The following is a 24089-nucleotide window of genomic DNA, read 5'->3' as shown; positions in this document are numbered from 1 at the left end:
ATGAACCCGGTAAGCCCGGGTGGAACGGATTTTTCATGGAACCCATTAAGAAGCACACCGGCGTTGGCGTGCCCCTGCGTGCCTCTAACGTCGACACCGACCAGATTATCCCCGCCGTCTACCTCAAGCGCGTGACCAAGACCGGCTTCGACGACGCCCTGTTCGCTGGCTGGCGCAAGGACGAGAACTTTATCCTCAACCAGGAGCCCTACAGGCACGGTACAGTGCTGGTTGCCGGCCCCGATTTTGGCACCGGCTCATCCCGCGAGCACGCGGTCTGGGCGCTCAAGGACTACGGTTTCCGCGTGGTCATCTCAGCTCGTTTCGCTGATATCTTCCGCGGTAACTCCGGCAAGCAGGGGTTGGTCGCTGCCCAGGTGGACCAGGACAACATCGAACTGATCTGGAAGCAGCTAGAGGCCGAACCCGGCACCGAAGTCACCGTTGACCTGGAAGAAAAGACCGTCACTGTCGGTGCTTTGACCGTGCCCTTCCAGATTGACGACTACGTGCGCTGGCGCCTGATGGAGGGCCTGGACGACATCGGCCTAACCCTGCAGCACGAGGACGCTATCACCGCCTACGAGGCCAAGCGCCCCGCCTGGCTGCCCCGCACCCAGCAGCTGTAAAACCCGCCCACAGCTTAACCCAAAGGACGCCGTGCCCCGAGCACCGGCGTCCGTTTGGTGTTCTGCCTGGCCCGTCTAGATAAGTAATAGCTGTGGTATGGCTAAGAACACCGCCTGTACAACAACCAGTGCACCTAAGTGGGGTAAAGTTGGTAAACGAGAATTGACGCGTAAAGTAACGCGAATCAACACCCTAGTAGTTTGACGATTGGACATACATGGTCAGCGCACTGCGTATTGAAGGTGGCACCCCTCTGAAGGGCGAGGTAAACGTCCGCGGTGCTAAGAACCTGGTCCCCAAGGCCATGGTTGCCGCCCTGCTGGGCTCCACCCCCTCGGTGCTCCGCAATGTTCCCGAAATCAAGGACGTGCAGGTCGTTACCGACCTGGTTGAGCTGCACGGCGTTTCGGTGGACTACAACATGCAGGCCGGCGAGCTGCGCATGGACCCCTCAAAGGTCTCTGTAGCCAACCACACCGACATTGAGGTGCACGCAGGCGACTCCCGCATCCCGATTCTGCTCTGTGGCCCCCTGCTGCACACCATCGGTGAGGCCTTCATTCCCGACCTGGGCGGCTGCAAGATTGGTGACCGCCCCATCAACTGGCACCTGCGCGTGCTCGAAAAGTTCGGCGCCAAGATTGAGAAGCTGCCCACCGGCATTTCCATGAAGGCCCCCGCAGACGGGCTCAAGGGCGCCCAGATCAACCTGGAGTACCCCTCAGTGGGTGCTACCGAGCAGGTCCTGCTGGCCGCTTCCCGCGCCAAGGGCAAGACCGAGCTGACCGGCGCTGCCATCGAACCCGAGATCATGGACCTCATCGCTATCCTGCAGAAGATGGGCGCCATCATCACCGTCGAAACCGACCGCCAGATTATCATCGAGGGCGTCGACGAACTGACCGGCTTCAACCACGTGGCCATGCCCGACCGCAACGAATCAGCCTCCTGGGCGTCAGCAGCACTGGCGACCGGCGGCGACATCTTCGTACGCAACGCCAACCAGAAGGACCTCTCCACCTTCATCAACGTCTACCGCAAGCTGGGCGGCGGTCTGGACATCACCGACGAGGGCATCCGATTCTTCCACCAGGGCGGCGACCTGAACCCCCTCTTCGTTGAAACCAACGTGCACCCCGGCTTCATGACCGACTGGCAGCAGCCCCTGGTTGTCGCCATGACCCAGGCTAAGGGCGTCTCTGTTGTTCATGAGACCGTCTACGAGAACCGCTTCGGCTTCACCGACGCCCTGGTTCGTATGGGCGCTACCGTGCAGCTGCACAAAGACTGCCTGGGCCCCACCCCCTGCCGCTTCGGCCACCAGAACTTCAAGCACTCAGCCATCATCACAGGTAAGACCCCCCTGCGCGGGGCCGACATCAACGTGCCCGACCTGCGCGGTGGCTTCTCCCACGTGATTGCTGCCCTGACCGCTGAAGGCACCTCAAACGTCACCGGTGTTTCCGTGATCTCCCGCGGCTACGAGCACTTCGTTGATAAGCTCACCGCCCTGGGCGCTAACTTCGAGGTCACTGCCTAAGATGAGCAAGAACAGCGCTTCTTTGAGTGATATCAAGCCCACCAAGATGGGGGACGCGGTCTACACCGTAGCCGGTACGCTCTTGCGCCCCCTCTACAACCTGCCCATGAAGGCGCAGATTGAGGGGCGGGAGAAACTACCCAAGACCGGCGGGTTTATCGTGGTCTCAAACCACCTGACTGTGGTAGACCCGATTACCGCAGCCTACCCCCTCTTCCTTGAGGGCGTGCTGCCCCGGTTCTTGGCTAAAGAAGCACTGTTTAGGGTGCCGGTGCTGGGCTGGCTCATGCGCCAGTGCGCCCATATCCCGGTTGCCCGCGGCTCAGCCCGGGCCGGACAGTCTCTTGAAGTTGCCCAGAATGTTCTGGACGCCGGGGGAGCGGTCATTATCTTCCCCGAGGGCACCCTGACCAAGGACCCCGACATGTGGCCCATGACCGGTAAATCGGGGGCAGCCCGCCTGGCCCTGGCCACCGGCGCCCCGGTCTACCCGGTAGCCCACTGGGGCGACCAGGACTTCTGGCCCCGCCGCGGCAAGCCCCGCTTCAGCTGGCCCCGTAAGAAGGTCAAGATTGTGGTGGGCGACCCGGTCGATTTCAGCGACCTGGTCCAGCGCCGCGAAGACGGTGCCCGCTACACCCACGACGAGCTGGCCGCCGTCACCAACCGCATGCTCGACGACGTTACCGCCCTGCTTGAGGACCTGCGCGGCGAGAAAGCCCCTGCCGGGCGCTGGAACGCCGTTTTGGACGTCCGCCAGTCACCTGACCAGTAACCACACAAGGGGGAGGTAACGCACCCATGACCGATGTGAAGCACCAGAAAATCGCTGTTCTTGGAGCAGGTAGCTGGGGCACCGCTTTTGCCAAGGTTGTTGCGGACGCCGCTGCCAGCTCAGGCGCCGACCGACAGGTCGTGTTGTGGGGGCGTAACCCCAACACGATGGAAGCCATGCAGCAGAGCCGCACCAACGAGGGCTACTTCCCCGGGGTTAAGCTCCCCGATAGCATGGTCATGACGGCCGATGCCGCTGAAGCCCTGACCGGGGCCAGCATTGTGGTGCTGGCTATTCCGGCCCAGGTACTGCGCTCCCAGCTTGAGGTCTTTGCCCCCCTGATGGAAGAAGACGCCCTGCTGGTGTCTCTCGCCAAGGGCCTAGAAATGGGCACAGGCCTGCGCATGAGCGAGGTCATGATTGAGGTGCTCCAGGGGCACCTGATCGCCAGCGGAGCTGCCCCCGAAACGATTGAGGCTGTGCCGGGGCGCGTTACCGTGCTTTCCGGGCCCAACTTGGCCAAGGAGATTATTGCGGAGCAGCCCACCACCAGCGTGGTTGCCGCTCAAAGCGAGCAAACCGCACAGGCGGTTGCCGCTATCTGTGCCGCTGACTATTTCCGCCCCTACACCAACACCGATATTGTGGGCGTAGAAATTGGCGGGCTGGTCAAGAACGTCATTGCTCTCTGCGTGGGTATGTGCGAGGGCAAGCAGTACGGTGATAACTCCAAGGCCTCGGTCATGACCCGGGGTCTTGCCGAGACCACCCGCCTGGCCCTGGCCCTTGGCGGTAAGAGCGAGACCATGAGTGGCCTGGCAGGTATGGGCGACCTTATTGCCACCTGCGCCTCACCGCTTTCCCGCAACCATACCGCCGGGCGTCTGCTGGCCGAAGGCATTGCCCCTGACCAGCTACACACCGTGATGACTCAGACCGCCGAGTCTATTAAATCTGCCCCCGTTGTGGCAGAACTCGCGCGAAAAGTGGGGGTAGAAATGCCCATTACCGAAGCGGTCACCGCTGTGCTCGACCGTAGAATATCTGTTGAAGAATTAGCCCCCGCCCTGCTGGGCCGCTCCCTCAAATCTGAGGAAAGCACCCCGGCAGCCAGCTAGGGCAGACGGGGCTGAGCCCCACACGAAACCAAAGGACGTTATGACCGAAACCAGCACCAAACCTACCGTCGCCCTGCTGTGCGGTGGGCGCTCGTCCGAGCACTCCATCTCACTGATTACCGCCCGAGGCGTCCTCGGGGCTATCGACCACGAGAAGTACGACGTGGTCACTATCGGTATCACTAAGGACGGATGCTGGTACCTGACCGACGAGGCAGCCCTGGTCGAGCTGACCGAGGCTACCGCTCTGGCGGAATTCCCCGCTGAGGGCAAGCAGGTCTTCCTGCCCCTGGGCGGCGGCGACAACCGCCTACGCCTGATCGACTCCGCCGATGCCACCAGCGTTGAGATGGGCCCGGCTATCGACGTGGTCTTCCCCCTGCTCCACGGACCCTTCGGAGAGGACGGCACCGTGCAGGGCCTGCTGGAAATGGCAGATTTGAAGTACGTGGGCTGCGGAGTAGCCTCATCTGCTATCGGTATGGATAAGCACTTCATGAAGGTGGCTTTTGAGGCCGCTGGCCTAGAGGTTGGGCCCTATGAGGTTGTGACCCACCGCCAGTGGGTGCTTGACCAGGCAGGTGCACGCGAGCGCATCGAAAAGCTGGGCTACCCGGTCTTTGTGAAGCCTGCTCGTGCGGGTTCGTCCTTCGGTATTACTAAGGTTGATTCGGCGGACCAGCTCGATGCGGCGATTGCCGAGGCCCAGGCCCACGACCCCAAGCTGGTGATTGAGGCCGGTATTGTGGGCCGTGAGATTGAGTGCGCTGTGCTCGATGGGCACCGCTCTGAGCTGCCTCGGGCTTCCTACCCCGGTGAGATCGTGGTGGTTGATGAGCAGCACGGTTTCTATGATTTTGAGGCCAAGTACGTGTCGAAGACTTCCGCTGAGACCCGCTGCCCGGCCGACCTGCCCGCTGAGGTTTCTGAGCGGATGCGCCAGCTAGCTGTTGAGGCCTTCCTGGCTGTTGATGGTGAGGGCCTGTGCCGCGCTGACTTCTTCTACACCGAGGACGGCCGCCTGGTGATTAACGAGGTCAATACCATGCCCGGCTTTACCCCGATTTCTATGTATAAGACCATGTGGGAGAACACCGGTCTGGCCTATGGTGAGCTGATTGACGAGCTGATTTCTCTGGCCCTGGAGCGTCCCCTGGGTCTGCGCTAGGAGCCCTCAGCGCGGCACTGGGGTAAGCCCCTGCTTCTAGATATCAACGAAACCCCCGATACCTGAGATGGTATTGGGGGTTTGCTGACGGAGGTTTTTCGTTTAGCTGTCGACACCGGTGAGGGTGTCATCGACATTGGTGCACTGCATCTGCTGGGGTATCTGGGCGACGGCTGACGATACTTCTGCAAGGACGGTGGACGACGATACCCGGTCAGCGTCGAAGGTTACCTGCACGGCGGGGTCGCGGCCGAAGGTTTCGGCAACCCAGGTGCCGGTGGCAGTTTGCTCGGTGGCAGTAGCGAGTTCTTCGTCGGCGGGCTTGACGATCCAGTCAACGCCGTTGACCGAGACACAGGTATCTGAGACGGGGGCTGTGCCGAGCTCGACCCCGCACTTGAGAATGACGGCGCTGGGGTCACCCCAGGCGGTGGTGGCCTGGGCGGTGGTTTCGCGCTGCGCCAGGCCGCTCACGGTATCGGGCATAGCAACCAGGGCATAGGCGCAGGTGGGGTTGGCGGCGTCTGGGGCCGGTTCAAGGTTGACGGCACCTGCCCCGCAGCCGGTCAGGCCTAGAGCGGTCAGGACGAGGACGAGGGGTTTGTGCGGTGTTCTCACCTGGCTATTGTATAACTTTCGCCGTGGCAGCATGCCAGCACGCTGCCTGCTAGCCGGGGGAGAGCAGATTCGGTAGGGTGGGTAGGGTAACTGCCCAAGGTAGACCGATGTAACAGCGATGAAAGGAGCGGCTGTGGAGCGAAAGACGTGTGTGACCGGGGCTGCTCTTGCTGCGACTCTGGGCCCCTTAGCTTTGGTGGCGGGGCAGGTTCTCACCAGCCCCCAGGCCGCTTTTGCTGTTGAACCGTCTGCTAGCTCTACAGCCAATGTGACGACTCCTTCAACCGCAGCCCCGAGCACCGAGAGTACGGAGAACCCTAGCCCGGTACAAACACCGGATGAAACTGCTTCTTCTGAAGCTATCAGCTCTGGCGCTCCTCAACCTAGCTCCACCCCAGTGCCTAGCTCATCTGAGCCAGCTCCACCGGAACCCACCAGCGACCCGGTACCATCGGCAGATCCAGAGCCTGCCCCCAGCGAGTCTGAAATTCAACTGCCAGACGCACCGGGTGATAGACCCGGCCCCGATGTAACCGGTGGAGCAGCAGGCTTACCTGAGATACCCGCCGAGAGCCCCTCAGCCCCGCCTGCCGTTGATCCGTCCCCTCAGACAACCGCTGATTCCTCAGTGCCGAGGGGCACCTCCCCTTCATCTCCTGCAACCGGGGGAGAAGACCAGACTGCCAACAGTGGAACACAAGTGCCGGCTCAAGAAGTCCCTGTACCCTCTACCCTCGCTAGTAGTGTGGCTGGAGCCCAGGCTTCGAGTCGACTGGGCTCAGGCGACAGTCAGCTAGAACTCTTTCCCGTGGATGGAACGGTGCTGGGTATTTTCTCTAGCCAGCAAACCCCCGGTTACGCGGGAGGCCCCGAATGGATGGAGGGGTTCTTAAACGTATCGGGAGCCCAGAGCGAAGCATCTTCATCGGCTGATCCCAACCAGGCAGCGGGGGTGGCCGGGGCAGAGACCCAGGGGCATCAGGCGGGAGCTGTTGCCGGTAGTAGCGCCTTCCAGCGAGGTGGCACCATTATGAACGGTGCCCGCCCCCTCATTATTTTTACGGGTCTTGCTACGGCGGGCCTGGCCCTGGTGGTCTTTAACTTTGTATGGCGTAACCGCGCGCCCAGGAACTAGGAGCCCTATGCAGACCGTTGCCCAGGTGAGTGAGGGCCAGCTTCTTGCCCTGTTTATGCCCGTGCTGGCCGAGCACAATGAGCGGGCGGCGGACGTCCGCGCCGAGCTGGGTGCCCCCGGCACCCTGGTTCTGGGGCCGGGGGACGACTCCGCTGCCCTCGATCTGCGGGGCGGGCTGACCGTCATGAGCACTGACACCCAAACCGAAAACCAGGACTTCCGCCTCAGCTGGCCCTCGGGCTACACAACCGGCGGGTTTGAAGTGGGCTGGAAAGCCGCCACCCAGAACCTGGCCGATATCGCAGCTATGGGGGCAACCCCGGTCACCCTACTGGTGTCCCTTACCCTGACCCCTGATACCCCCGTGAGCTGGGTGCAGGACTTTGCCCGGGGGCTCACCGAATCCTGCACCGCCCAGGGAGCTACTACCTGCACAATTGCCGGTGGTGATATGGGCTCCGGCAGCGAAATCTCGGTAACTGTTACCGCCGTGGGCCTGACCGACCGGCCTATCACCCGAAGCGGAGCCTGCCCCGGGGACGCCGTAGTCTTCGCCGGTGCCCTGGGCACCGCCGCTGCCGGCCTAGCCCTGCTCGACTCAGCCCCCTTCACCGCCACCGAAGAGCTGACTGCCTGCGTCCGCGCCCAGCAGCGCCCCCGCTCGCCCCTACACCTGGGGCCGGAAGGCGCCCCCTACCTGACCTCCCTCATGGATGTCTCCGACGGGCTGGTGCGCGACGGCGGCCGTATTGCAGCGGCCTCCGGTGTGGCCCTTGACCTCGACTCGACGGCCCTGGCTCCCTGGGCCAACAGGGTAGGCCCTGCTGCAGCCCTGCTCACCGCAGGCACTCCCGAACAGGCGGACGCCCAAGCCCTACGCTGGGTACTGACCGGCGGGGAAGACCACGGCCTACTAGGCACCTGCCCACCTGCACAGATGCCGCCCGGATTTACTAGAATTGGTACGGTACAGGCAGGCAACGGAATTACCGTCGACGGCCGCACCTACACCGCGAAAGGATGGGATCACTTTGAGGCAGGTTCCCGCTGACTGGTGGCTGAACTGGCTACTGCGCGCTCGCACCCAGCTGGTGGAGCACAGATCCCTTCTCAACCGCATTAACGTCTTCCCCGTGGCCGATGCCGACACCGGGGCCAACATGGTCGCCACCCTCGGGCGGGCCGCCGACACCGCTGGCATGGCGGACGAGCCCACCCTCGCTATCGCTGCCCGGGCAGCCCTGCGCGGGGCCAGGGGAAACTCTGGAACCCTGCTAGCTGTCTGGCTCCTGGGTCTAGCTGAAGAACTGGGGGAGGCCGGGCAGCTGCCGCCCTCCACCGTCCGCCCCCTGACCCCGCAGGCGCTCGCCGCTGCCTGGGAACGAGGGGCCCAGCAGGCGTCCGCCGCTCTGAGCCAGCCCGCCGACGGCACCATGCTCACCCTCATGCAGGCTCTTGCCACCTGCTCGCTGCCAGATCCTACCGATGAAGAGAACCCCTGGCAGGTCTACCTCACGACCCTACTGGCCGTCTCAGAGGCTGCCCTGCGAGCTACCACCGAAGCAGACCACGCCCGTAACGGCTGGGTTGATTCCGGAGCCCTGGGCCTGCACCTGGTCTTAGTAGCCCTGGCAACAGAGCTGCTGGGGGCCGCCCCGCAGGCCACCTACCGCGACCTGCTCCAGGTGGGGGCGGCGTCCTTACCGCCCCGAAGCACTCGGCAGCGCTCGGCGGCAGAAGCCCGCATCGAGGTTATGTGCGAGATTTATCTTCCGGTGCTCGAAGTAACCCAGCTGCGCAGCGCCTTAGAGACGGTCGGGGACTCGGTCTCCATCGCCCAGGTCGAAGCAGGGAATGAGGCCCTGTGGGCTATCCACGTGCACGTCCCCGAGGCCGAGGACGCCCTGGCCCTCCTCCGCGCTGCGGGCAACCCCCTCAACGTACGAACCACCTCCCTGGATGACCCCGCCCACCGGGAAACCCACCAGGAATCTAACCCCTAATGGCAGCCCGTCAACGCAAGACCCCGGAACTAAGCGAGCAGGCAAAGGACGCCCTAGCCCGCTACGCCGCAGAAGACCGCCTGGATAACGCCCCCCTGGCCGACTACCTGGGGGCAACCCTGGCCAAGTCCTTTAAGACCCACCTGGGGCTAGAAACCGTGGGCCAGGCACTGGACTACTACCCCCGCAAATACCTGCCCCGCGGGGAACTCACCCCCTTCTCATCCCTGGTAGAGGGCAGCGAAGCCACCATCATTGCTAGGGTCGTTCGGGTAACCACCCGGCAGATGGCATCGCGGCGCGGGTCCATCACAGAGGTCACCATTACGGATCAGCTGGATCAGGTTGGTCAGCTCGAGCCCACCTGGCAGCCTCCCAACCCCAACGCCTACCGGGGGGCGGCTCCACCGGCGTCCTACACCCCGGGATACACCAATCCCCGCCTACACGGCAACGCTGGGGGCTACAGCGGCACCCAGCAACCGGGCACCCCGTCCAGCTACCACATGGGCGACGTTTTCGGTGGCTATGCAGCTGAACCCTACTCACTCACCGCCAGCGGCACCATGACCCTGAGCTTCTTCAACGCCTGGACAGCAGCCCGAGACATTCACGAGGGCGACCAGGTCATGTTCTCGGGCAAGGTGGGCTCCTACCGGGGCGAAATCACCCTGACCAACCCCCACTACGCCGTCATCGCCGGAAAAGAACTGGCCGCCGCCCCCGGCGCCAGCGCCGAAGCGATAGAGCGGGCCGCCGCGCGGGCGTCCGCCCCCATACCGGTCTATAAGGCCAGCCCCAAGTTCCCCACCGATAAGGTGGCCGCAGCCATCGAGACCCTGATTGAGCGCATCAACCTCAAGGAGCTCGAAGACCCCGTCCCCTTTACCGTGCGTAAGAGCCGCAAGATCCCATCCCTGGAATGGACCTACCGGGCCGTGCACACCCCCGATACCGAAGAAACCTGGCGGGCAGCCCATCACTCCCTGCGCTACCGCGAGGCCTTCGTGCTGCAGGCCGCTCTTGCCCGTATTCGTGCAGCCCGAGCCGCCCACCAGACCGTTGCCCGCCCCTATGTAGAGGGCGGTTTCGCGGACGCCCTGCTGGAAGCCCTGCCCTATCAGCTGACCGAGGGCCAGCAGGCCGTGGGTGCAGAAATCCGCTCTGACCTGGCCAGCTCTTCCCCCATGAACCGCCTGCTCCAGGGGGACGTAGGCTCGGGTAAAACCGTAGTGGCCCTGCGCGCCATGCTGCAGGTGGCAGATAACGGTGCCCAGTCGGCTATGCTGGCCCCCACCGAGGTGCTGGCTGAACAGCACTACCGGTCGGTCTGCGAGATTTTGGGCGATATGCTGGCCCCTCAGGACAGCTCCGGGGCGGGCGTCCGCGTCGTGCTGCTGACCGCCTCCCTCAAAACCAAGGCTAAACGGGAAGCCCTGCTGGCTATCGCCTCGGGTGAGGCAGACATCGTCATTGGTACCCACGCCCTGCTCGGAGACTCGGTGACCTTTGCCGACCTCGGGCTGGTCGTGGTCGATGAGCAGCACCGCTTTGGCGTTGAACAGCGCGATGCCCTGCGCGGTCCCGGCGGGGAGCTGCCCCACCGGCTGGTCATGACCGCCACCCCCATACCCCGTACCGTCGCCATGACCGTCTTTGGCGATCTCGATACCTCGGTGCTTGACCAGCTACCGGCCGGCCGCCAAAAAATTACCACCCACGTAGTGCCGCTGGCAGAGCACCCCCGCTGGGCCGACCGCATCTGGGCCCGCGCCCGCGAAGAAATTGACGCCGGGCACCAGGTTTACGTGGTGGTGCCCAAAATCGGCGGGGCCGATACCCCCGGTGACGCCGAGGCAGGCCAGACCCTCTTCGGGGCGAGTGGGCTCACCGGTAAAGGGCTGGGGTCTCAAGCCGCGGCGGGGGAGAGCGCCCGCGGTTCGCTGGCCTCGGTCGAGAGCACCCTGGAGGAGCTCGAGGACGTCCCCACCCTGGCCGGGGTGCGCATCGAGGGGCTACACGGGCGCATGGATACTGCCGAGAAGAACCGGGTCATGACCGAATTCTCCGCCGGTCGCATTGATCTGCTGGTGTCTACCACCGTGATTGAGGTGGGCGTGAACGTGCCCAACGCAACCCTCATGATCATTATGGACGCCGACCGCTTTGGTATTTCTGGCCTCCACCAGTTGCGCGGACGCATTGGCCGCGGCTCCCTGCCCGGCACCTGCCTGCTGGTTACCAAGCAGCCGGCGGACGGCGTCAGTCGGGAGCGGCTGGCAGCGGTAGCGGCTACCACCGACGGCTTCGAGCTTTCGCGGGTTGACCTGGAGCAGCGGCGCGAAGGCGATATTCTCGGTGCTGCCCAGTCAGGGAAGAAGTCCACCCTCAAGCTGCTGCGTGCCCTGACCGATGCCAAGCTCATTGAGCGGGCCCGGCAGGACGCCTCCGGAATTATTGAGGCTGACCCCACTCTGGCCAAACACCCCGACCTGGCCCGCACCATCGACCGGGCCCTCGACGCCGACCGCGAGGCCTTCCTGGGGCGCGGATAGGCTTGGTCAAGGCATAGACCCCCCCCGCATTTATTCTGGTTTATCCGCAACTAGTTGCGGATAAACCAGAATAAATGCGGTCAACTCAAGTGCCCGGCGGGCCCTCCGTCACCGGTCACCCATATCTAACCTTCTCTTTGTTCTCACCAGCCCTACCGGTACCCTTATAACAGTCCCACCCTCTACCACTATGAGCGGAGCGCAGCCGAATGAGCCGCATCATTGCAGGAGCCGCAGGCGGCCTGCGCCTAGCCAACGTCCCCGGTGATAACACCCGCCCCACCACCGACCGGGTCAAAGAAGCCCTTTTTTCTCGCCTGGATACCTACAACATGCTGGACGGCGTGCGCGCCCTCGACCTCTTCGGCGGCTCGGGTGCCCTGGGCTGCGAAGCCCTTTCACGCGGGGCCTCCCATGTGGACTTCGTGGACCACTACCCCAAGGCCGTTGCCGTCATCGAAAAAAACATCGCCACCGTGGGCAAGACTGCCGGGGGCACTGCCCGCGTGCATAAGATGACGGCCCGCACCTACCTTTCGGCGGGGGCGTCTGCCTGGGACCTGGTCTTTATCGACCCGCCCTACGCCGTGACCAACAGCGAACTCGAAGAGCTGCTGGCCCTGCTGGCGCCCCGCCTGACCGAGGGGGCAGTGGTGGTGGTTGAACGGGCTTCCCGCACCGACGAGCCCACCTGGCCTGAAGGCCTTGAAAAGTTTGCCGAGAAAAAATACGGTGAGACCGTGCTCTACTATGTGGAGCCCGCCGTCTAGTTTAGGGTAGAACTATGAGTGAGAACACAAACGACCCCGGTTATCAGCCCCAGCCGACCCCAGAAACGAGCCAGGGGGCATCCGCGCCCCTGCTGACCGAAAATACCCTGGTGGTGCAGCAAACCCGCAGCTTCATGAGCAATGACTTTGAGATGCAGAGTCAGGACGGGCGTGTGCTCGGCCGGGTGCTCACCACCGGCTCAACCGCAGGCCGCCTGCTCAAGGGCAACCGCACCTTTGACCTGGTCGACAGTAACGGGAACCTTCTTCTCAAGATCGTTGACCCCTTTGACTTTGGCCTGGACCGCTACGAACTGCTAAACCCCGATGGCTCCCTCTTCGCCCACGTGCAAAAGCAGTTCTCTTTCATGCGCAAGCGCCTCACCATCGAGCTGCCGGGCCTCACCCTGGAGCTCGAAGGTAGCCTCTTCGAGTACGACTTCAACATCACGGTTAACGGCCATGTAGCTGCCCGCGTTGCCCGCGAATGGGGCGGCCTGGTGGCGGGGCTGCGCGGTAAGAGCCGCTACGGGGTGAACTTCGACCCCGGCGCCCCCGAACCCGTGCGCCTGGCCATGCTGGGCGGCCTGGTTGCCCTTGACCTCATCCGGGCAAAGGACGCCCGCAACTAGGGCTTAGCCGCTATAGGTGCGCAGGCGGGTGGCGGCGTCCTGTAGTACTTCAGGGCGTTTGCAGAAGGCAAAACGCACATAGGTCTGCACCCGCTGCCGGTAGGCCTCGGTCGTAAAGGCGGTTAGCGGAATCAGTGCGACCCCGGCCTGCTCGGGAAGCAGGTGGCAGAGCTCTTCTGCTGAGGTCAGGCCCCGCTCAGCCAGGACCCGCGACACATCGGCTACCGCGAAGAAGGTACCTGCCGGGGGAGTTACCTCCCACGGTGAGCCCGCTAGGTTTTCCACCAAAATGCGCCGCTGCTGGGCGTACCGGGCCTGCACGCCGGTATAGAAGTCATCACCCAGGCCCACGCCAACAGCCGCAGCTGCCTGCAGGGGAGCGGCCGCAGAGTGCGTGAAATAGCCCTTCACCAGGCGGATGGGGAGTATAAGGTTTTCTGGTCCGGTCATCCACCCCACCCGCCAGCCGGTGGCCGAATGGGTCTTCGAAATCGCTGAAACCGCCACCGTGCGCTCCGCCGCCCCTGGCAGGGTTTGAATGGGCTGGTAGGGGCCGGTAAAGACCAGGTGCTCGTAGACCTGGTCAGCCAGAATCACAGCGTCGAACCTGGTCGCCAGCTCCACGATCTTAGTCTTTGCTTCGGTTGAGAAGACCATACCTGTAGGGTTGTGCGGGTCGTTGACCACCACCAGGGCTGTGCGGTCAGAAAAAGCTGCTTCGAGGGCGTCCAGGTCTGGCTCAAAGGTGGGTGGCACGAGCGGAACGGTGCGGACGCGCGCCCCGGCTAGGGCGGCAGCGGCAGGGTAGAGGTCGTAGTAGGGTTCGAAGAGAACAACCTCGTCGCCAGGTTCTACTAGGGCCGCAATGGTAGCTGCCAGGGCTTCAGAGGCGCCGGCGGTTACCGTGACCTGGGTATCGGGGTTGAGGGTGAGCCCGTAGAAACGCTGCTGGTGCTCGGCAATGGCCTGCCGCAGGGCGGGGTTACCCGCAATGGTGGCGTACTGGTTGACTCCGCCCGCTAGGGCCTGCGCTGCGGCATCAAGCATCTCTGCGGGGCCGTCCGTATCTGGAAAACCCTGCCCCAGGTTCAGGGCATCGTATCGGTGGGCAAGGGCCGACATCTCTTCGAAGATGGTAGAGCGCCAGTGGCCGTCCGCCCCCATCAGCCCGGCCGCTAGCCCAACCCGTTCAAAGGCCCGTTGCTTCTTCCCAGTGGCCATCTGGTGCCCACCCCGCTCTCGTCTAGCCCACCGCCGTACGTGCAGGGCGGGCGTCCGTATCTTTGTCTGAACCCAAGATTACCGGCCTACCCCTGTTGCCCAAGAGAGCGTGACTTAGTGTGTCATACCTAACCAACCTGCTGTAGCCTAGAGACATGCAATTGGTTGTCTGCCCCGGATCCTTTGACCCCATCCACAACGGTCACGTCGAAATCATCACCCGCGCCGCAAAAATCTACGGTAACGTCATCGTCGCGGTCTCCCACAACTCCAAGAAAAAGTACCGCTTCACCCTCGAAGAGCGCGTCGCCATGGTTGAGGAAACCTTCGCCCTCTTCGACGGGGTGAGTGCCAGGGTGCTACCCGAGGGGGAGCTGCTGGCTAACTTCGTGCGCGACCAGGGATCCGTGCTCATTGTGAAGGGGCTGCGCAATACCGCCGACTATGAATACGAGGCTCCCATGGCCTCGATGAACCGGCACATCGCCGGGGTTGAAACCAGCTTTATCGCCGGGGACCCCAAGTACAACCACATCTCATCGACCATCGTTAAAGAGGTCGCAGGCTTCGGTGGGGACGTGCGGGCTTTCGTCCCGCGCGCGGTGCAGCGGGCCCTCTACCCCGAGCATTAATGTGGTCAGCCAAACAAGAGGTTAAACCTAGAGCGCTTGATTCGGCCGGTCTTAAGCCCCTAAAATAGGTACTTGGTTTAAAACATTCGATAGGGAGTTCGTCATTTCACGAAAAGATTCATCGCCCCTTAAGATCTCGGTTCGAGATCTAGCTCATCGCCCGGGCGCAATGGAGACCCTTGATGAAGTTCTGCCAGCGCCAAGCGACTTTGGCAACGCTCTGATTGAGGCGGAAGAAGGCAGCGACATTGACCTCAATGTTCGCCTGGAATCCGTTTCAGATGGTATCTTGGTAACTGGTACTGCAACTGTCACCGTTTCCGGTGAATGCAGCCTCTGCCTAGACCCGGTTGACTTTGATGTTACAGCCGATGTTCAAGAGCTTTTTGTTTTCGAGAAGGCCCCCGAAGGCGGCCCCGAAGATGAAGTAGATGAGCAGTACGCCGTAGAGAACGATGAAATTGATCTCGAACCGGCGCTGCGGGACGCAGTGATTCTTCAACTGCCGTTCCAACCTGTTTGCAGTGACTCCTGCCAGGGCCTGTGCTCCGAATGCGGCGCACGCCTAGAGGACGACCCTGAGCACCACCATGAGGTCATCGACCCCCGGTGGAACGCGCTATCAGCGCTGCTCGATGCGAACGACAAATAAAACTTATAAAGCAACAAGAGAAAAGAGATAGCTGTGGCTGTTCCCAAGCGGAAAATGTCCCGTGCTAACACCCGCGCCCGCCGTTCCCAGTGGAAGGCTTCCGTTCCTCAGCTGGTCAAGACCGTAGAAAACGGTCGCGTCACCTACTCCCTGCCCCACCAGGCAAAGCTCGTGACTGACTCAGCTGGCAACGAACTCTTCTACGAGTACAAGGGCCGCAAGGTAGCTGACGCCTAATTCGCGCCTTATGACTAACTCTGCATCACAAGAGTTTCTGAAACGTCTCGGTATCGACCTCGATGCCGAGACGTTTCAGCTTGCAATGACTCACCGCTCCTACTCCTTTGAAAACGGCGGCATACCCCACAACGAGCGCCTAGAATTCCTGGGCGACTCCGTGCTGTCCCTGGCCGTCGCCTCAGAGCTCTACAAGAAGTTCCCTGACCTGCCCGAGGGTGAGCTGGTCAAGCGCCACCACGTGATTGTTTCTACCCGAACCCTGGCCAACCTGGCCCGCAGTCTCAAGCTGGGGCCCTGCGTCCGCCTGGGTAAGGGCGAGAAGAAAACCGGTGGTGCCGATAAGGACTCCATTCTGGCTGACACCATGGAGGCCGTCTTCGGTGCCGTGTATATGAAGCACGGCCCTGAGGCCGCCCACCAGCTGGTGCTGGCCCACACCTCCCACCTGCTGGATGATAACAAGACCCTGAACATCGGGCGCGACTGGAAGACCGAAATCCAGGAATACGCTGCCGCCCAGGGTACCGGCGAGCCCGTCTACGAGGTTGAGGGCACCGGCCCCGACCACGCCCGCCGCTACACCGCCAAGGTTCTCCTGGCCGGTAAGGTCATGGGGCAGGGCAAGGGCACCAGCAAGAAGGAAGCCGAGCGTATGGCTGCCGAACAGGCCTACTACAGGGTCTACGGCTAGGGCAGGCAAGACTTTACCTACACAAAGAGGGGCGGCCCCACCGAAAGATATCGGTGGGGCCGCCCCTCTTGTCGTGCTATCAGGCTGATGCCTTGCTGCGGCTAGGGCAGGCCAATTTCGTCGTCCCTACCCACAATGTTGATAGAGGTGGTCTGGGTAGGAGCCTGCTCTAAACGCTCGGCTGCCAGAGCCCGTACTCGCTTGCGGACGGCCAGCCAGCCAACCACCAGCACGGGCACTACCAGAAGCATGGCTGCCAGGGCGTAGGTGCCGATGGGGTAGTCGAAGGCGATGAGCACCAGCACACCCACCAGGAAGGCCATGGTGAGCCAGTTGGTGACGGGCGCTAGGGGAGCCTGATACTCGGGGCGGACGCGCTCACCCCGGCGGGCCATGGCCACAAAGCGCTGGTGGGGTAGGGTGATAGCCATCCAGCCAATCACAATACAGACAGCCGAGATGTTGAGGACGATCTCAAAGGCCTCTGAGGGCTTCCAGTAGTTGATGGCCACACCGAGCAGGGCCACGGCACCGGTGAGCAGGATACCTCCGATGGGCACACCCGACTTGCTCATAGCCCCGGTGAAGCGGGGAGCTGAGCCGTTCATGGCCATGGAGTGGGTGATACGGCCGGTGGAGTAGAGACCCGCGTTCAGCGATGAGGCCGCTGCGGTAATGACCACCAGCTGCATGATGGGGGCAGCGTAGTCGACCCCGATGGAACCGAAGAAGGTGACGAAGGGGGACTCGTCAGCTGAGTAGGCGTCGTAGGGTAGCAGCAGGGAGAGCAGCAGTACGGAGCCTACATAGAAGAGGGCGATACGCCAGACCACGGTATTGATGGCCTTGGGGATAGCCTTGCGGGGGTCCTTGATTTCACCCGAGGCTGTGCCAACCAGCTCAATACCGGAGTAGGCGAAGATAACGCCCTGGGAGACCACCAGGGCAGCCAGCAGGCCGTTGGGGAGGAAGCCGGACTCGGCGATATGGGTAAAGCCCACGGGGGAACCTGTGGGGGTACCGAAGATGACGAAGAAGATGCCGATCACCATGAAAAGCAGCAGGGAGCCCACCTTGATAAGGGCAAACCAGAACTCGAGCTCACCAAAGATCTTGACCGAAATCAGGTTCATTGAGACCACTACGACGATGACGACCAGGGCCACAACCCACTGGTCTATCTGCTCAATAGCCGGTATGTACTGGCCGAACCAGTTGAAGTAGATAGCGATAGCGGTGGCATCGACGATGGCGGTGGCTGCCCAGGAGAACCAGTACATCCAGCCCACGAAGAATGCCCATTTTTCGCCGTAGAATTCGCGGGTGTAGCTCACGAAGGAGCCGGACGAGGGGCGGTAGCTGACCAGCTCACCCAGCTGCCGCAGAATCAGGTAGCCGAAAAAACCTGCGATCGCGTAGAGGAAGATGAGGGAGGGGCCGGCGTCGTGCAGGCGTCCGCCCGCGCCGAGAAAGAGGCCGGTTCCGATGGACCCGCCCATGGCAATCATCTGAATCTGCCGGGGCTTGAGGCCCTGCTGGAAGCCCTCTTGCTCGTGGGCGAAGGACGGCGCATCAGCGTGCTGCCCCGTGGGGGTTGGGGGTGTCGACAAAAGTCTCTCCTTTTACAGAAGGGTTGGTTCTGCCCCTGCCGCCCGCCATATATCAGTAGGCTGGTGACAGGTGAGAATGCACAGGGTCTATTCTGCACCTGATATGTTCAATATGTGGGCACCACGCGGTGCATATTTTTTCATTTTTGGAAAGGCGGAGTGAATATGCCGGAGTTACCCGAGGTCGAGGTGGTCCGCCGGGGCCTAGCCGGGCACATCCTTGGTGCGGTGATGGAACGCGTGCAGGTAGTGGACGGACGCTCGGTGCGGCGCCACGAGCCCGGGCCGGTGGATTTCGAGCGGCTGCTGACGGGCCTGCGCGTGGCGGATGTGGCTAGACGCGGCAAGTACCTCTGGCTGCTCTTTGAGGGCAACGAGGAGTTCGCCCTGGTCATTCACCTGGGCATGAGCGGGCAGGTTCTGCTCAAAGCCCCCGAGCTACCGGCAGAAAAACACCTCAAGGTGCTCATAGACTTAGCAGGAGCCACCGACGAGAGCGGGCGCGAAGCCCCGCTCACCCTGCGCTTTGTGGACCAGCGCATCTTCGGCGGAATGTTTGTAAGCCCCCTGCTGCCCGCGCGCAACGCAGCCGGGGAGCCGGTGCCGGGGGCGTCCGCGTCCGCCCTGGGCCTGCCCCTGATCCCGCAGGCTGTTGCCCACATCGCCCGTGACCCGCTTGACCCCTACTTCGACTTTGGGCAGTTCAGACGCACCATGCTGGGCACCTCCACCGGCATCAAAAAGCTCCTGCTCGATCAAAGCGCTATCTCCGGGGTAGGCAACATCTACGCCGACGAAGCCCTCTGGAGAGCCCGCCTGCACTACGCTAAACCGGCCAAGAGTATTCCAGCCTCAACCGCCCGGGACCTGGTGGACGCCGCGCGCACGGTTATGCGGGATGCCTTAGCCCAGGGCGGCACTAGCTTCGATGCCCTCTACGTCAATGTCAACGGGGAATCGGGCTACTTTGACCGGTCCCTCAATGCCTACGGGCAGGCAGGCCAGCCCTGCCCCCGCTGCCTAGAAGCGGGGCGCACCTCGCTGATGGTGCGGGAGCCCTTCGGAGGAAGGAGCTCCTACCGGTGCCCCCATTGCCAGAGAAAGCCCCGTGGAGTGTAACTGCGCATGGAGCAGAAAGACAGGCAGAGCGCCTAGGCCAGCAACCCTCTTGGTCTCGCGCGGGGCGCTCGCCCAATTCACCGCCAGCCCCGGTCCAGCTGACTGTCGGCGCTCTGCCTGCCTATTCGAAAAGGGCTAGTTATTAGTTCCTACGAAATCTACGCCCATAGTAGTCGCCCAGCTGCTCATACCCTTCCTCCAGGGAGACAGCAGGGGACCAGTCAAGGAGTTCCCGGGTGGTGCGCTGGTCGAACCAGTGGGCGGTAGACAGCTGCTCGGCTAAGAAAGAAGTCAGCGGGGGAATCTGCCCGGGGGCACAACGGGCCCAGGCCTTTTCCATCACCAGACCCAGCCCATAGGCCACGGACGCCGGCAGCGAGTAGGCCGGGGGTTTGACACCGCAGGCGGTACACATACCGGCGATAATCTCGCCGACCGGGCGGGGCTGGCCGTTCGTCACCACCAGGGGCACCCCGCGAATCGCCTCGAGGCGCTGGTAGCCGCGCACGAAAGCGTCCGCCCCGTTATCGATGTAAAGAGTGTCGATCATAGCTGTACCCTGGTTGAGTAGGGGCAGGCGGCCTGCGGCGGCGCGGTCTAGGACGCGCTCCACCAGCTGGGTATCGCCGGGACCCCAAACAATGTGGGGGCGTAGCACACCTACCCAGAAGTCGTCCGCATCGTAGCTCAGGGCCAGCAGCTCAGACTCGGCCTTAGACCGGGCATAGTTACCGCGGGCCTGGTCGGGGCTAGCGGGCGGGTTACCTTCGCCCACGATAGAGGCTCCGGTGTGGGCTACAGAGGGCGAAGAGGTGTGCAGGAACTTACCGATACCGACTGCGCGGGCAGCCTCAAGCAGGGTGCGGGTGCCCTCGATGTTGACCTGCCGGTAATCCTCCCATTCCCCGACCACAGATACCTTAGCGGCCAGATGGATAATCCCCTGAACACCGGTAACAGCCCGGCGCACCGCCAGCTGGTCGGTGAGGGAACCCTGCACCTGGTCGAAGCGGTCGGCCAGGTGGGCAGGGAGCATCTGGGCTATACCGGAGTCCCCGCGCTGGAAGGCCCGCACAGCATACCCTGCCCGCAGCAGGGCAAAGACAACCTCACGGCCCAGAAGCCCAGAGGCGCCGGTGACCAGCACCCGCTCAGACCGGGCAGGCTGGCAGACCTCGGGGGTAAGGGGACGCAGTGAAACTACCACGCGATAACCCCCTTGCCCAGACGGGCCTTTTTCCCCTGGAGGAGTTGCTGGGCCCAGGCAGCAAGAACCGGGCGGTCAATCTTCGAGTTGTGCCGCACATCGGTGGGGTGCTCAGCAACCACCAGCACAGCCGATACCTCTACGCCGGTCTCAGCCAGTACCCGCTCCCGCACCCGCTGGGCCAGGTCAGCCGGAGCCAGACCGTTGCGGGTCTTCTTGCCCCGGAAGGTGGGGCCAACCTCGGCCACGATCAGGACGGACGCTGCCCCGGCCGGGCCGGTAGCAACAGCGGCTGCCCGGCGCACCTCGGCATCGAGTTCGGCTGCCTGTTCCAGGGCAACCGGGGTGAGCACGCCCTGGGCGGTCACCAGCACGTGGGCAAGGCGGCCCTCAACCCAGAGGCGTCCGCTGGCATCGAAATGCCCCACATCGCCGGTGCGGTGCCAGCCGGGGGTGGCGCTGGACGCGCGTTCGGTGATCCAGAGGGTGTCGTAGCGGTCCTTGATGTGTGGGGCTGCCACCAGAATCTCACCGGTGATACCGGGCTCGGTGGTGACCTCGGTTGATGCGGTTCCATCCGGCAGCAGGGGAGCGATCTGCAGGGCTGCCCCGTGGACGGGGGTACCAACGCAGACGCCGCCGCCAGCACCGAGAAGCCCGGCTGCCGCGTCCTGCTCAGTCTGCTGAATCTGGGCGTAGGAGACGTCGGTGGTGGGCAGGGCCTCGGTCATGCCGTAGGGGGTGTGCAGGGAAGCTGCCGGTAGCAGGGTCTGCAGGCGGGCTAGCAGGGGAGAAGTAATGGGAGCCCCGGCAGAGAGCAGGGTGGTGACCTGCCCCAGGGCAGAGCGCTGCTGGCTGCTCAGGCCATCGACGGTCTCGAGCACGTTCATCAGGGCTGCCGGGGAAGCAAAGACCGTGGTTGCCCCAATTGCCGAAGCTGCGGACGCCAGGGCGGCAGCGGTGAGGGTCTTAGGTTTGGTGACGTCCATGGCCGGGGTGACAGATGTAGCTCCCAGGGCCGGGCCCAGCAGGGCGAAGGGGGCAAAACCCGCAACCAGACCGCTGCCGGCAGCCAGATCGTAGGTGGCTGCGATGGTATCCCGCATAGCCGCTAGCTGGCGGTGGGTGTAGACCACGCCCTTGGCCGGGCCGGTGGAGCCTGACGTGTAGAGGATAGCGGCGTCCGCATCGGGGTCAGGGTCGGCTACCGCAAAAATCTCAGGGGCTGCAAAGTCATCGACCGCACCCACCACGCCTAGGGCCCGGGCGGCGGCAGCGGGGAGGGAACCGGCTGCAATGCGCTGGCCGGGCCAGCCCAGGGTACGGGCCAGGGTGAGGGCAGCTGGAATACCGATGAGCCAGGACGGGCGGGCCCCCTTGAGCGCGCGCGTCAGCCCCGCAGCGCCCAGGCCGGTATCAGCCACAACAATCACGGCCCCAATCTTGAGACAGGCGTAGATAAGGGTGGTGAGTTTAATGCCGGGTGGCACCAGCAGATTGACCCGGTTGCCGGGCTTTACCCCGAGCCGGTGTAAGCCAGAGGCAACCCGGTCTACCTCGGCAGCCAGTTCAGCCCACGAGAGCTGGGCGGCTACCTCGGTGCCGTCCCCCTTGCTGCTCATATCAACGATAGCTAGGGTGGTGTCGTCCGCCCGGTCTGCCAGCTCGGCTCCCATGGGGCGGTAATGAGCGGACGCCGGCACCCGGGCAGCGCGCGCGGTGAGGTGGAGGTCCCGCTGGGTGGTGCCGGTGACGAAGTGCTCGGTGAGCCAGTCCAGAATGGGGCTGGCGATGTCTTCGTCTTCGGCAACCAGGTGGCTGGCGGTTTCAAAACGGTGGATATCTGCCTGCGGCAGGCGGGTAGCCAGGTCGGCCATGTAGCGGCGCTGGAAGACCGGGTCTTTAGTGCCCCAGAGCATCAGGGCAGGCAGGTCAAGGTCTGTAATACCTTCGGCAATAGAGACCATGGGGCGGTAGCTGGCTGCTGCTTCGGTTGCCGGTATGTCGGCCACGAAATTCCGCACACCCACCCGGTGCTCGGCGGTGGTGTAGGGCAGCTTGTAGGCCTTCTTGACCGCAGCATCAAGACCGCCCTGGGCCAGGCCCAGAGTCACGTCGATAAAGGCGGATGATTTTTCGGTCGCCCAGGAATGCAGAGCGGGGTTGAGGGCCGCTTGCAGGGCTACCGGGATCTTCTCACCGGCGTCATGAAAAACGGCGGTGTTGGTCAGCATGACACCCGAGACAATCTCACGGTGGCGCAGGGCCCACCCCAGCGAGATCAGCCCGCCCCAGTCATGGGCCAGCGTGACAAGGGGAAGCTCGGTAGTATCAAGCCCAAGCGCGGCCGTAAAATCACCGAGGTCAGCGATACGGTCTGAGAGCGAGCGGGTCAGGCCGGTACGCTCCGAATAGCCCATATCGAGCTGGTCTACCGCTACAACGCGCCAGGGCTGCTCGGCAACAGTGGCGGCAGCGATGACCGACCGCCAGAGATAGGACCAGGTGGGGTTACCGTGCACCGCCAGGACGGTACCGACCGGGGTGCGCCCGGCGGCCTCGAGAGCCGGGCCGTTATCGAGGTAGTGCCAGCGGCGGCTAGCCCCGGTTTCTTCTACCGGGGCGGACGCGGGCACCTGCGCCTGCTGGGACCAGGCAGGGTCAACGCCGGGCCAGAGGGCAGGAACAGGAGTGAGCTGAGAAAATGTCATAGTGGCTCCTACCAGGTGATTTCCATGAGCGCGGTGTTCAGGCCGGAGCCCACACCCATGCAGAGAATACGGTCACCGGCTACGAAGTGGGCGCTTTCCTCAGCCAGGGTCATGGGAAGGGCTGCTGCCGCCACGTTACCCCAGACCGGGAAGGTCATGGGGATGCGCTCGCGGTCGATACCCACGGCCTCAATAATGGCGTTGGTGTGGGCGTTAGAAATTTGGTGGGTTACATAGGAGCGCATGTTGCCCCAGTCCCAGCCGTTCTGGTGGGCTTCTTCCCAGGCCTCAGCGACCAGCTGCAGGCCGTGCTTGAGCAGACCCGCGGCGTCCGTATTCATCCCCTGGTCGGCTTCACCGCCAATGCAGAGATTGCGGTGCTCGGTTCCCGCGCGGGAGACCGAACCGATAATCTTGTGGCCCGCCGGGTGCAGGTCGGAGCGGCCAATGACGGCGGCCGCAGCTCCCGAGCCCAGGGTCAGGGTAGCGAACTGGGCCAGCACATCGTCTCGGGTTGAATCGGGGCGGTTGAGCTGGCGCAGGGCTGTGGCGTGCCAGGGGGAGGGGTCTTCGCCGTCGACGATGAGGGCATAGTCGATAGCCCCGGCGTCAATCATGGTAGCAGCAACCGTAATGCCGTTGACGAAGCCCAGGCAAGCGTTGGTGATATCGAAGTTCAGAGCGTGGCGGGGCAGGCCCAGGCGGTCGTGAATACCCACGGCTACAGCAGGTTCAAAATTATCGCGGGTGACCGAGGTGTTAATAATTAGCCCGATTTGTTCCTTGCTGATACCGGCCTGGGCGATAGCCTGCTCAGCAGCCTGCACCGCGCCGTCCTCAAAATGCATGGCCGAGCCCCAGGAACGGCGCTCGCTAATACCGGCGAGACGCTCGAGTAGGCCCTTGGGCATCCTCAGCCGCTTGTAGGTGGCCGCTAGTTGCTCGTCAAAGTAGGAGCTGGTGACGACCTCCGGCGGTAGCACCCTGGTTACCGATAACAGGGAGGCGTTCTTGTGGCGAATATCTGAATTAGCGGTCAATCTACTCTTCTAGCCTTAGTGC

General features: G+C 63.2%; 22 protein-coding genes. 16 read left to right on the top strand and 6 right to left on the bottom strand.

The genetic code is table 11. The features are described 5' to 3' along the window. Positions 1 to 35: 35 nt before the first annotated feature. From leuD to ACED88_RS08130, 5 genes are all read left to right on the top strand, one after another. Entirely contained in the window at positions 36 to 629 is a 594-nt protein-coding gene (gene leuD / locus ACED88_RS08150; protein ID WP_237223257.1) for a 3-isopropylmalate dehydratase small subunit, read from the top strand. 218 nt (positions 630 to 847) lie between these two features. Next, complete coding sequence (gene murA / locus ACED88_RS08145; RefSeq protein WP_135013844.1) at positions 848 to 2170, top strand: UDP-N-acetylglucosamine 1-carboxyvinyltransferase; 1323 nt, start codon at positions 848 to 850, stop codon at positions 2168 to 2170. 1 nt (position 2171) lies between these two features. Continuing rightward, positions 2172 to 2945 (top strand): lysophospholipid acyltransferase family protein, encoded by a 774-nt coding sequence (locus ACED88_RS08140; protein ID WP_449109302.1) that lies wholly within the window; start codon positions 2172 to 2174, stop codon positions 2943 to 2945. A gap of 26 nt (positions 2946 to 2971) precedes the next feature. After that, complete coding sequence (locus ACED88_RS08135) at positions 2972 to 4063, top strand: NAD(P)H-dependent glycerol-3-phosphate dehydrogenase (RefSeq protein WP_449109301.1); 1092 nt, start codon at positions 2972 to 2974, stop codon at positions 4061 to 4063. Between the two features lie 40 nt (positions 4064 to 4103). Then, complete coding sequence (locus ACED88_RS08130; RefSeq protein ID WP_449109300.1) at positions 4104 to 5231, top strand: D-alanine--D-alanine ligase family protein; 1128 nt, start codon at positions 4104 to 4106, stop codon at positions 5229 to 5231. Between the two features lie 102 nt (positions 5232 to 5333). Here the strand turns inward: ACED88_RS08130 and ACED88_RS08125 are convergent, their stop codons facing one another. After that, a complete protein-coding gene (locus ACED88_RS08125; RefSeq protein ID WP_449109299.1) occupies positions 5334 to 5849 on the bottom strand; it encodes a DUF3515 family protein in 516 nt (171 codons plus the stop codon). Positions 5850 to 6594: 745 nt separating this feature from the next. Between ACED88_RS08125 and ACED88_RS08120 the strand changes: the two genes are divergently transcribed. From ACED88_RS08120 to ACED88_RS08095, 6 genes are all read left to right on the top strand, one after another. Further along, complete coding sequence (locus ACED88_RS08120) at positions 6595 to 6984, top strand: hypothetical protein (protein WP_449109298.1); 390 nt, start codon at positions 6595 to 6597, stop codon at positions 6982 to 6984. Positions 6985 to 6991: 7 nt separating this feature from the next. Then, positions 6992 to 8035, top strand: coding sequence for a thiamine-phosphate kinase (gene thiL, locus ACED88_RS08115; protein WP_449109297.1), 1044 nt, complete (start codon positions 6992 to 6994; stop codon positions 8033 to 8035). After that, positions 8016 to 8987, top strand: a complete 972-nt coding sequence (locus ACED88_RS08110) for a DAK2 domain-containing protein (protein ID WP_449106987.1) — start codon at positions 8016 to 8018, stop codon at positions 8985 to 8987. The genes thiL and ACED88_RS08110 overlap by 20 nt, the downstream gene beginning before the upstream one ends. Next, positions 8987 to 11542 carry an ATP-dependent DNA helicase RecG gene (locus tag ACED88_RS08105; RefSeq protein WP_449106988.1) on the top strand — a complete coding sequence of 852 codons (2556 nt, stop codon included), beginning with the start codon at positions 8987 to 8989 and terminating at the stop codon, positions 11540 to 11542. The genes ACED88_RS08110 and ACED88_RS08105 overlap by 1 nt, the downstream gene beginning before the upstream one ends. 209 nt (positions 11543 to 11751) lie before the next feature. Continuing rightward, on the top strand, positions 11752 to 12312 hold the full coding sequence (gene rsmD, locus ACED88_RS08100; protein ID WP_449109296.1) for a 16S rRNA (guanine(966)-N(2))-methyltransferase RsmD: 561 nt from the start codon (positions 11752 to 11754) through the stop codon (positions 12310 to 12312). 14 nt (positions 12313 to 12326) lie between these two features. Next, the gene (locus tag ACED88_RS08095; protein WP_449109295.1) at positions 12327 to 12944 is read left to right on the top strand and encodes an LURP-one-related/scramblase family protein; all 618 of its coding nucleotides are present in this window, start codon (positions 12327 to 12329) and stop codon (positions 12942 to 12944) included. A 3-nt stretch (positions 12945 to 12947) separates the two neighbouring features. Here ACED88_RS08095 and ACED88_RS08090 read toward each other — a convergent pair whose 3' ends face one another. Then, the gene (locus tag ACED88_RS08090; RefSeq protein ID WP_449109294.1) at positions 12948 to 14165 is read right to left on the bottom strand and encodes an aminotransferase class I/II-fold pyridoxal phosphate-dependent enzyme; all 1218 of its coding nucleotides are present in this window, start codon (positions 14163 to 14165) and stop codon (positions 12948 to 12950) included. A 155-nt stretch (positions 14166 to 14320) separates the two neighbouring features. Between ACED88_RS08090 and coaD the strand changes: the two genes are divergently transcribed. The 4 genes from coaD (at position 14321) to rnc (ending at position 16380) form a co-directional block, all read left to right on the top strand. Then, the gene (gene coaD, locus ACED88_RS08085) at positions 14321 to 14797 is read left to right on the top strand and encodes a pantetheine-phosphate adenylyltransferase (protein ID WP_449109293.1); all 477 of its coding nucleotides are present in this window, start codon (positions 14321 to 14323) and stop codon (positions 14795 to 14797) included. 169 nt (positions 14798 to 14966) lie between these two features. Further along, positions 14967 to 15449 (top strand): YceD family protein, encoded by a 483-nt coding sequence (locus ACED88_RS08080; RefSeq protein ID WP_185174525.1) that lies wholly within the window; start codon positions 14967 to 14969, stop codon positions 15447 to 15449. Positions 15450 to 15482: 33 nt separating this feature from the next. Further along, positions 15483 to 15686 (top strand): 50S ribosomal protein L32, encoded by a 204-nt coding sequence (gene rpmF / locus ACED88_RS08075; RefSeq protein ID WP_135011069.1) that lies wholly within the window; start codon positions 15483 to 15485, stop codon positions 15684 to 15686. 10 nt (positions 15687 to 15696) lie between these two features. Further along, positions 15697 to 16380, top strand: coding sequence for a ribonuclease III (gene rnc, locus ACED88_RS08070; RefSeq protein WP_237185935.1), 684 nt, complete (start codon positions 15697 to 15699; stop codon positions 16378 to 16380). 101 nt (positions 16381 to 16481) lie between these two features. Here rnc and ACED88_RS08065 read toward each other — a convergent pair whose 3' ends face one another. Continuing rightward, complete coding sequence (locus ACED88_RS08065) at positions 16482 to 17990, bottom strand: amino acid permease (RefSeq protein WP_449109292.1); 1509 nt, start codon at positions 17988 to 17990, stop codon at positions 16482 to 16484. Between the two features lie 165 nt (positions 17991 to 18155). Between ACED88_RS08065 and mutM the strand changes: the two genes are divergently transcribed. Next, complete coding sequence (gene mutM / locus ACED88_RS08060) at positions 18156 to 19109, top strand: bifunctional DNA-formamidopyrimidine glycosylase/DNA-(apurinic or apyrimidinic site) lyase (RefSeq protein WP_449109291.1); 954 nt, start codon at positions 18156 to 18158, stop codon at positions 19107 to 19109. A gap of 142 nt (positions 19110 to 19251) precedes the next feature. Here the strand turns inward: mutM and ACED88_RS08055 are convergent, their stop codons facing one another. From ACED88_RS08055 to ACED88_RS08045, 3 genes are read right to left on the bottom strand one after another with little or no spacing between them, the layout of a single operon-like run. Further along, positions 19252 to 20316, bottom strand: coding sequence for an NAD-dependent epimerase/dehydratase family protein (locus ACED88_RS08055; RefSeq protein WP_449109290.1), 1065 nt, complete (start codon positions 20314 to 20316; stop codon positions 19252 to 19254). After that, positions 20310 to 23027 (bottom strand): alpha/beta fold hydrolase, encoded by a 2718-nt coding sequence (locus tag ACED88_RS08050; RefSeq protein ID WP_449109289.1) that lies wholly within the window; start codon positions 23025 to 23027, stop codon positions 20310 to 20312. Before ACED88_RS08050 ends, ACED88_RS08055 begins: the two co-directional genes overlap by 7 nt. An 8-nt stretch (positions 23028 to 23035) precedes the next feature. After that, the gene (locus ACED88_RS08045) at positions 23036 to 24067 is read right to left on the bottom strand and encodes a 3-oxoacyl-ACP synthase III (RefSeq protein ID WP_449106998.1); all 1032 of its coding nucleotides are present in this window, start codon (positions 24065 to 24067) and stop codon (positions 23036 to 23038) included. Positions 24068 to 24089 lie beyond the last annotated feature (22 nt).

It is taken from the genome of Rothia sp. 11273D007AR (genome assembly GCF_053547255.1).
This window is presented reverse-complemented; position numbering and strand designations above follow the sequence as displayed.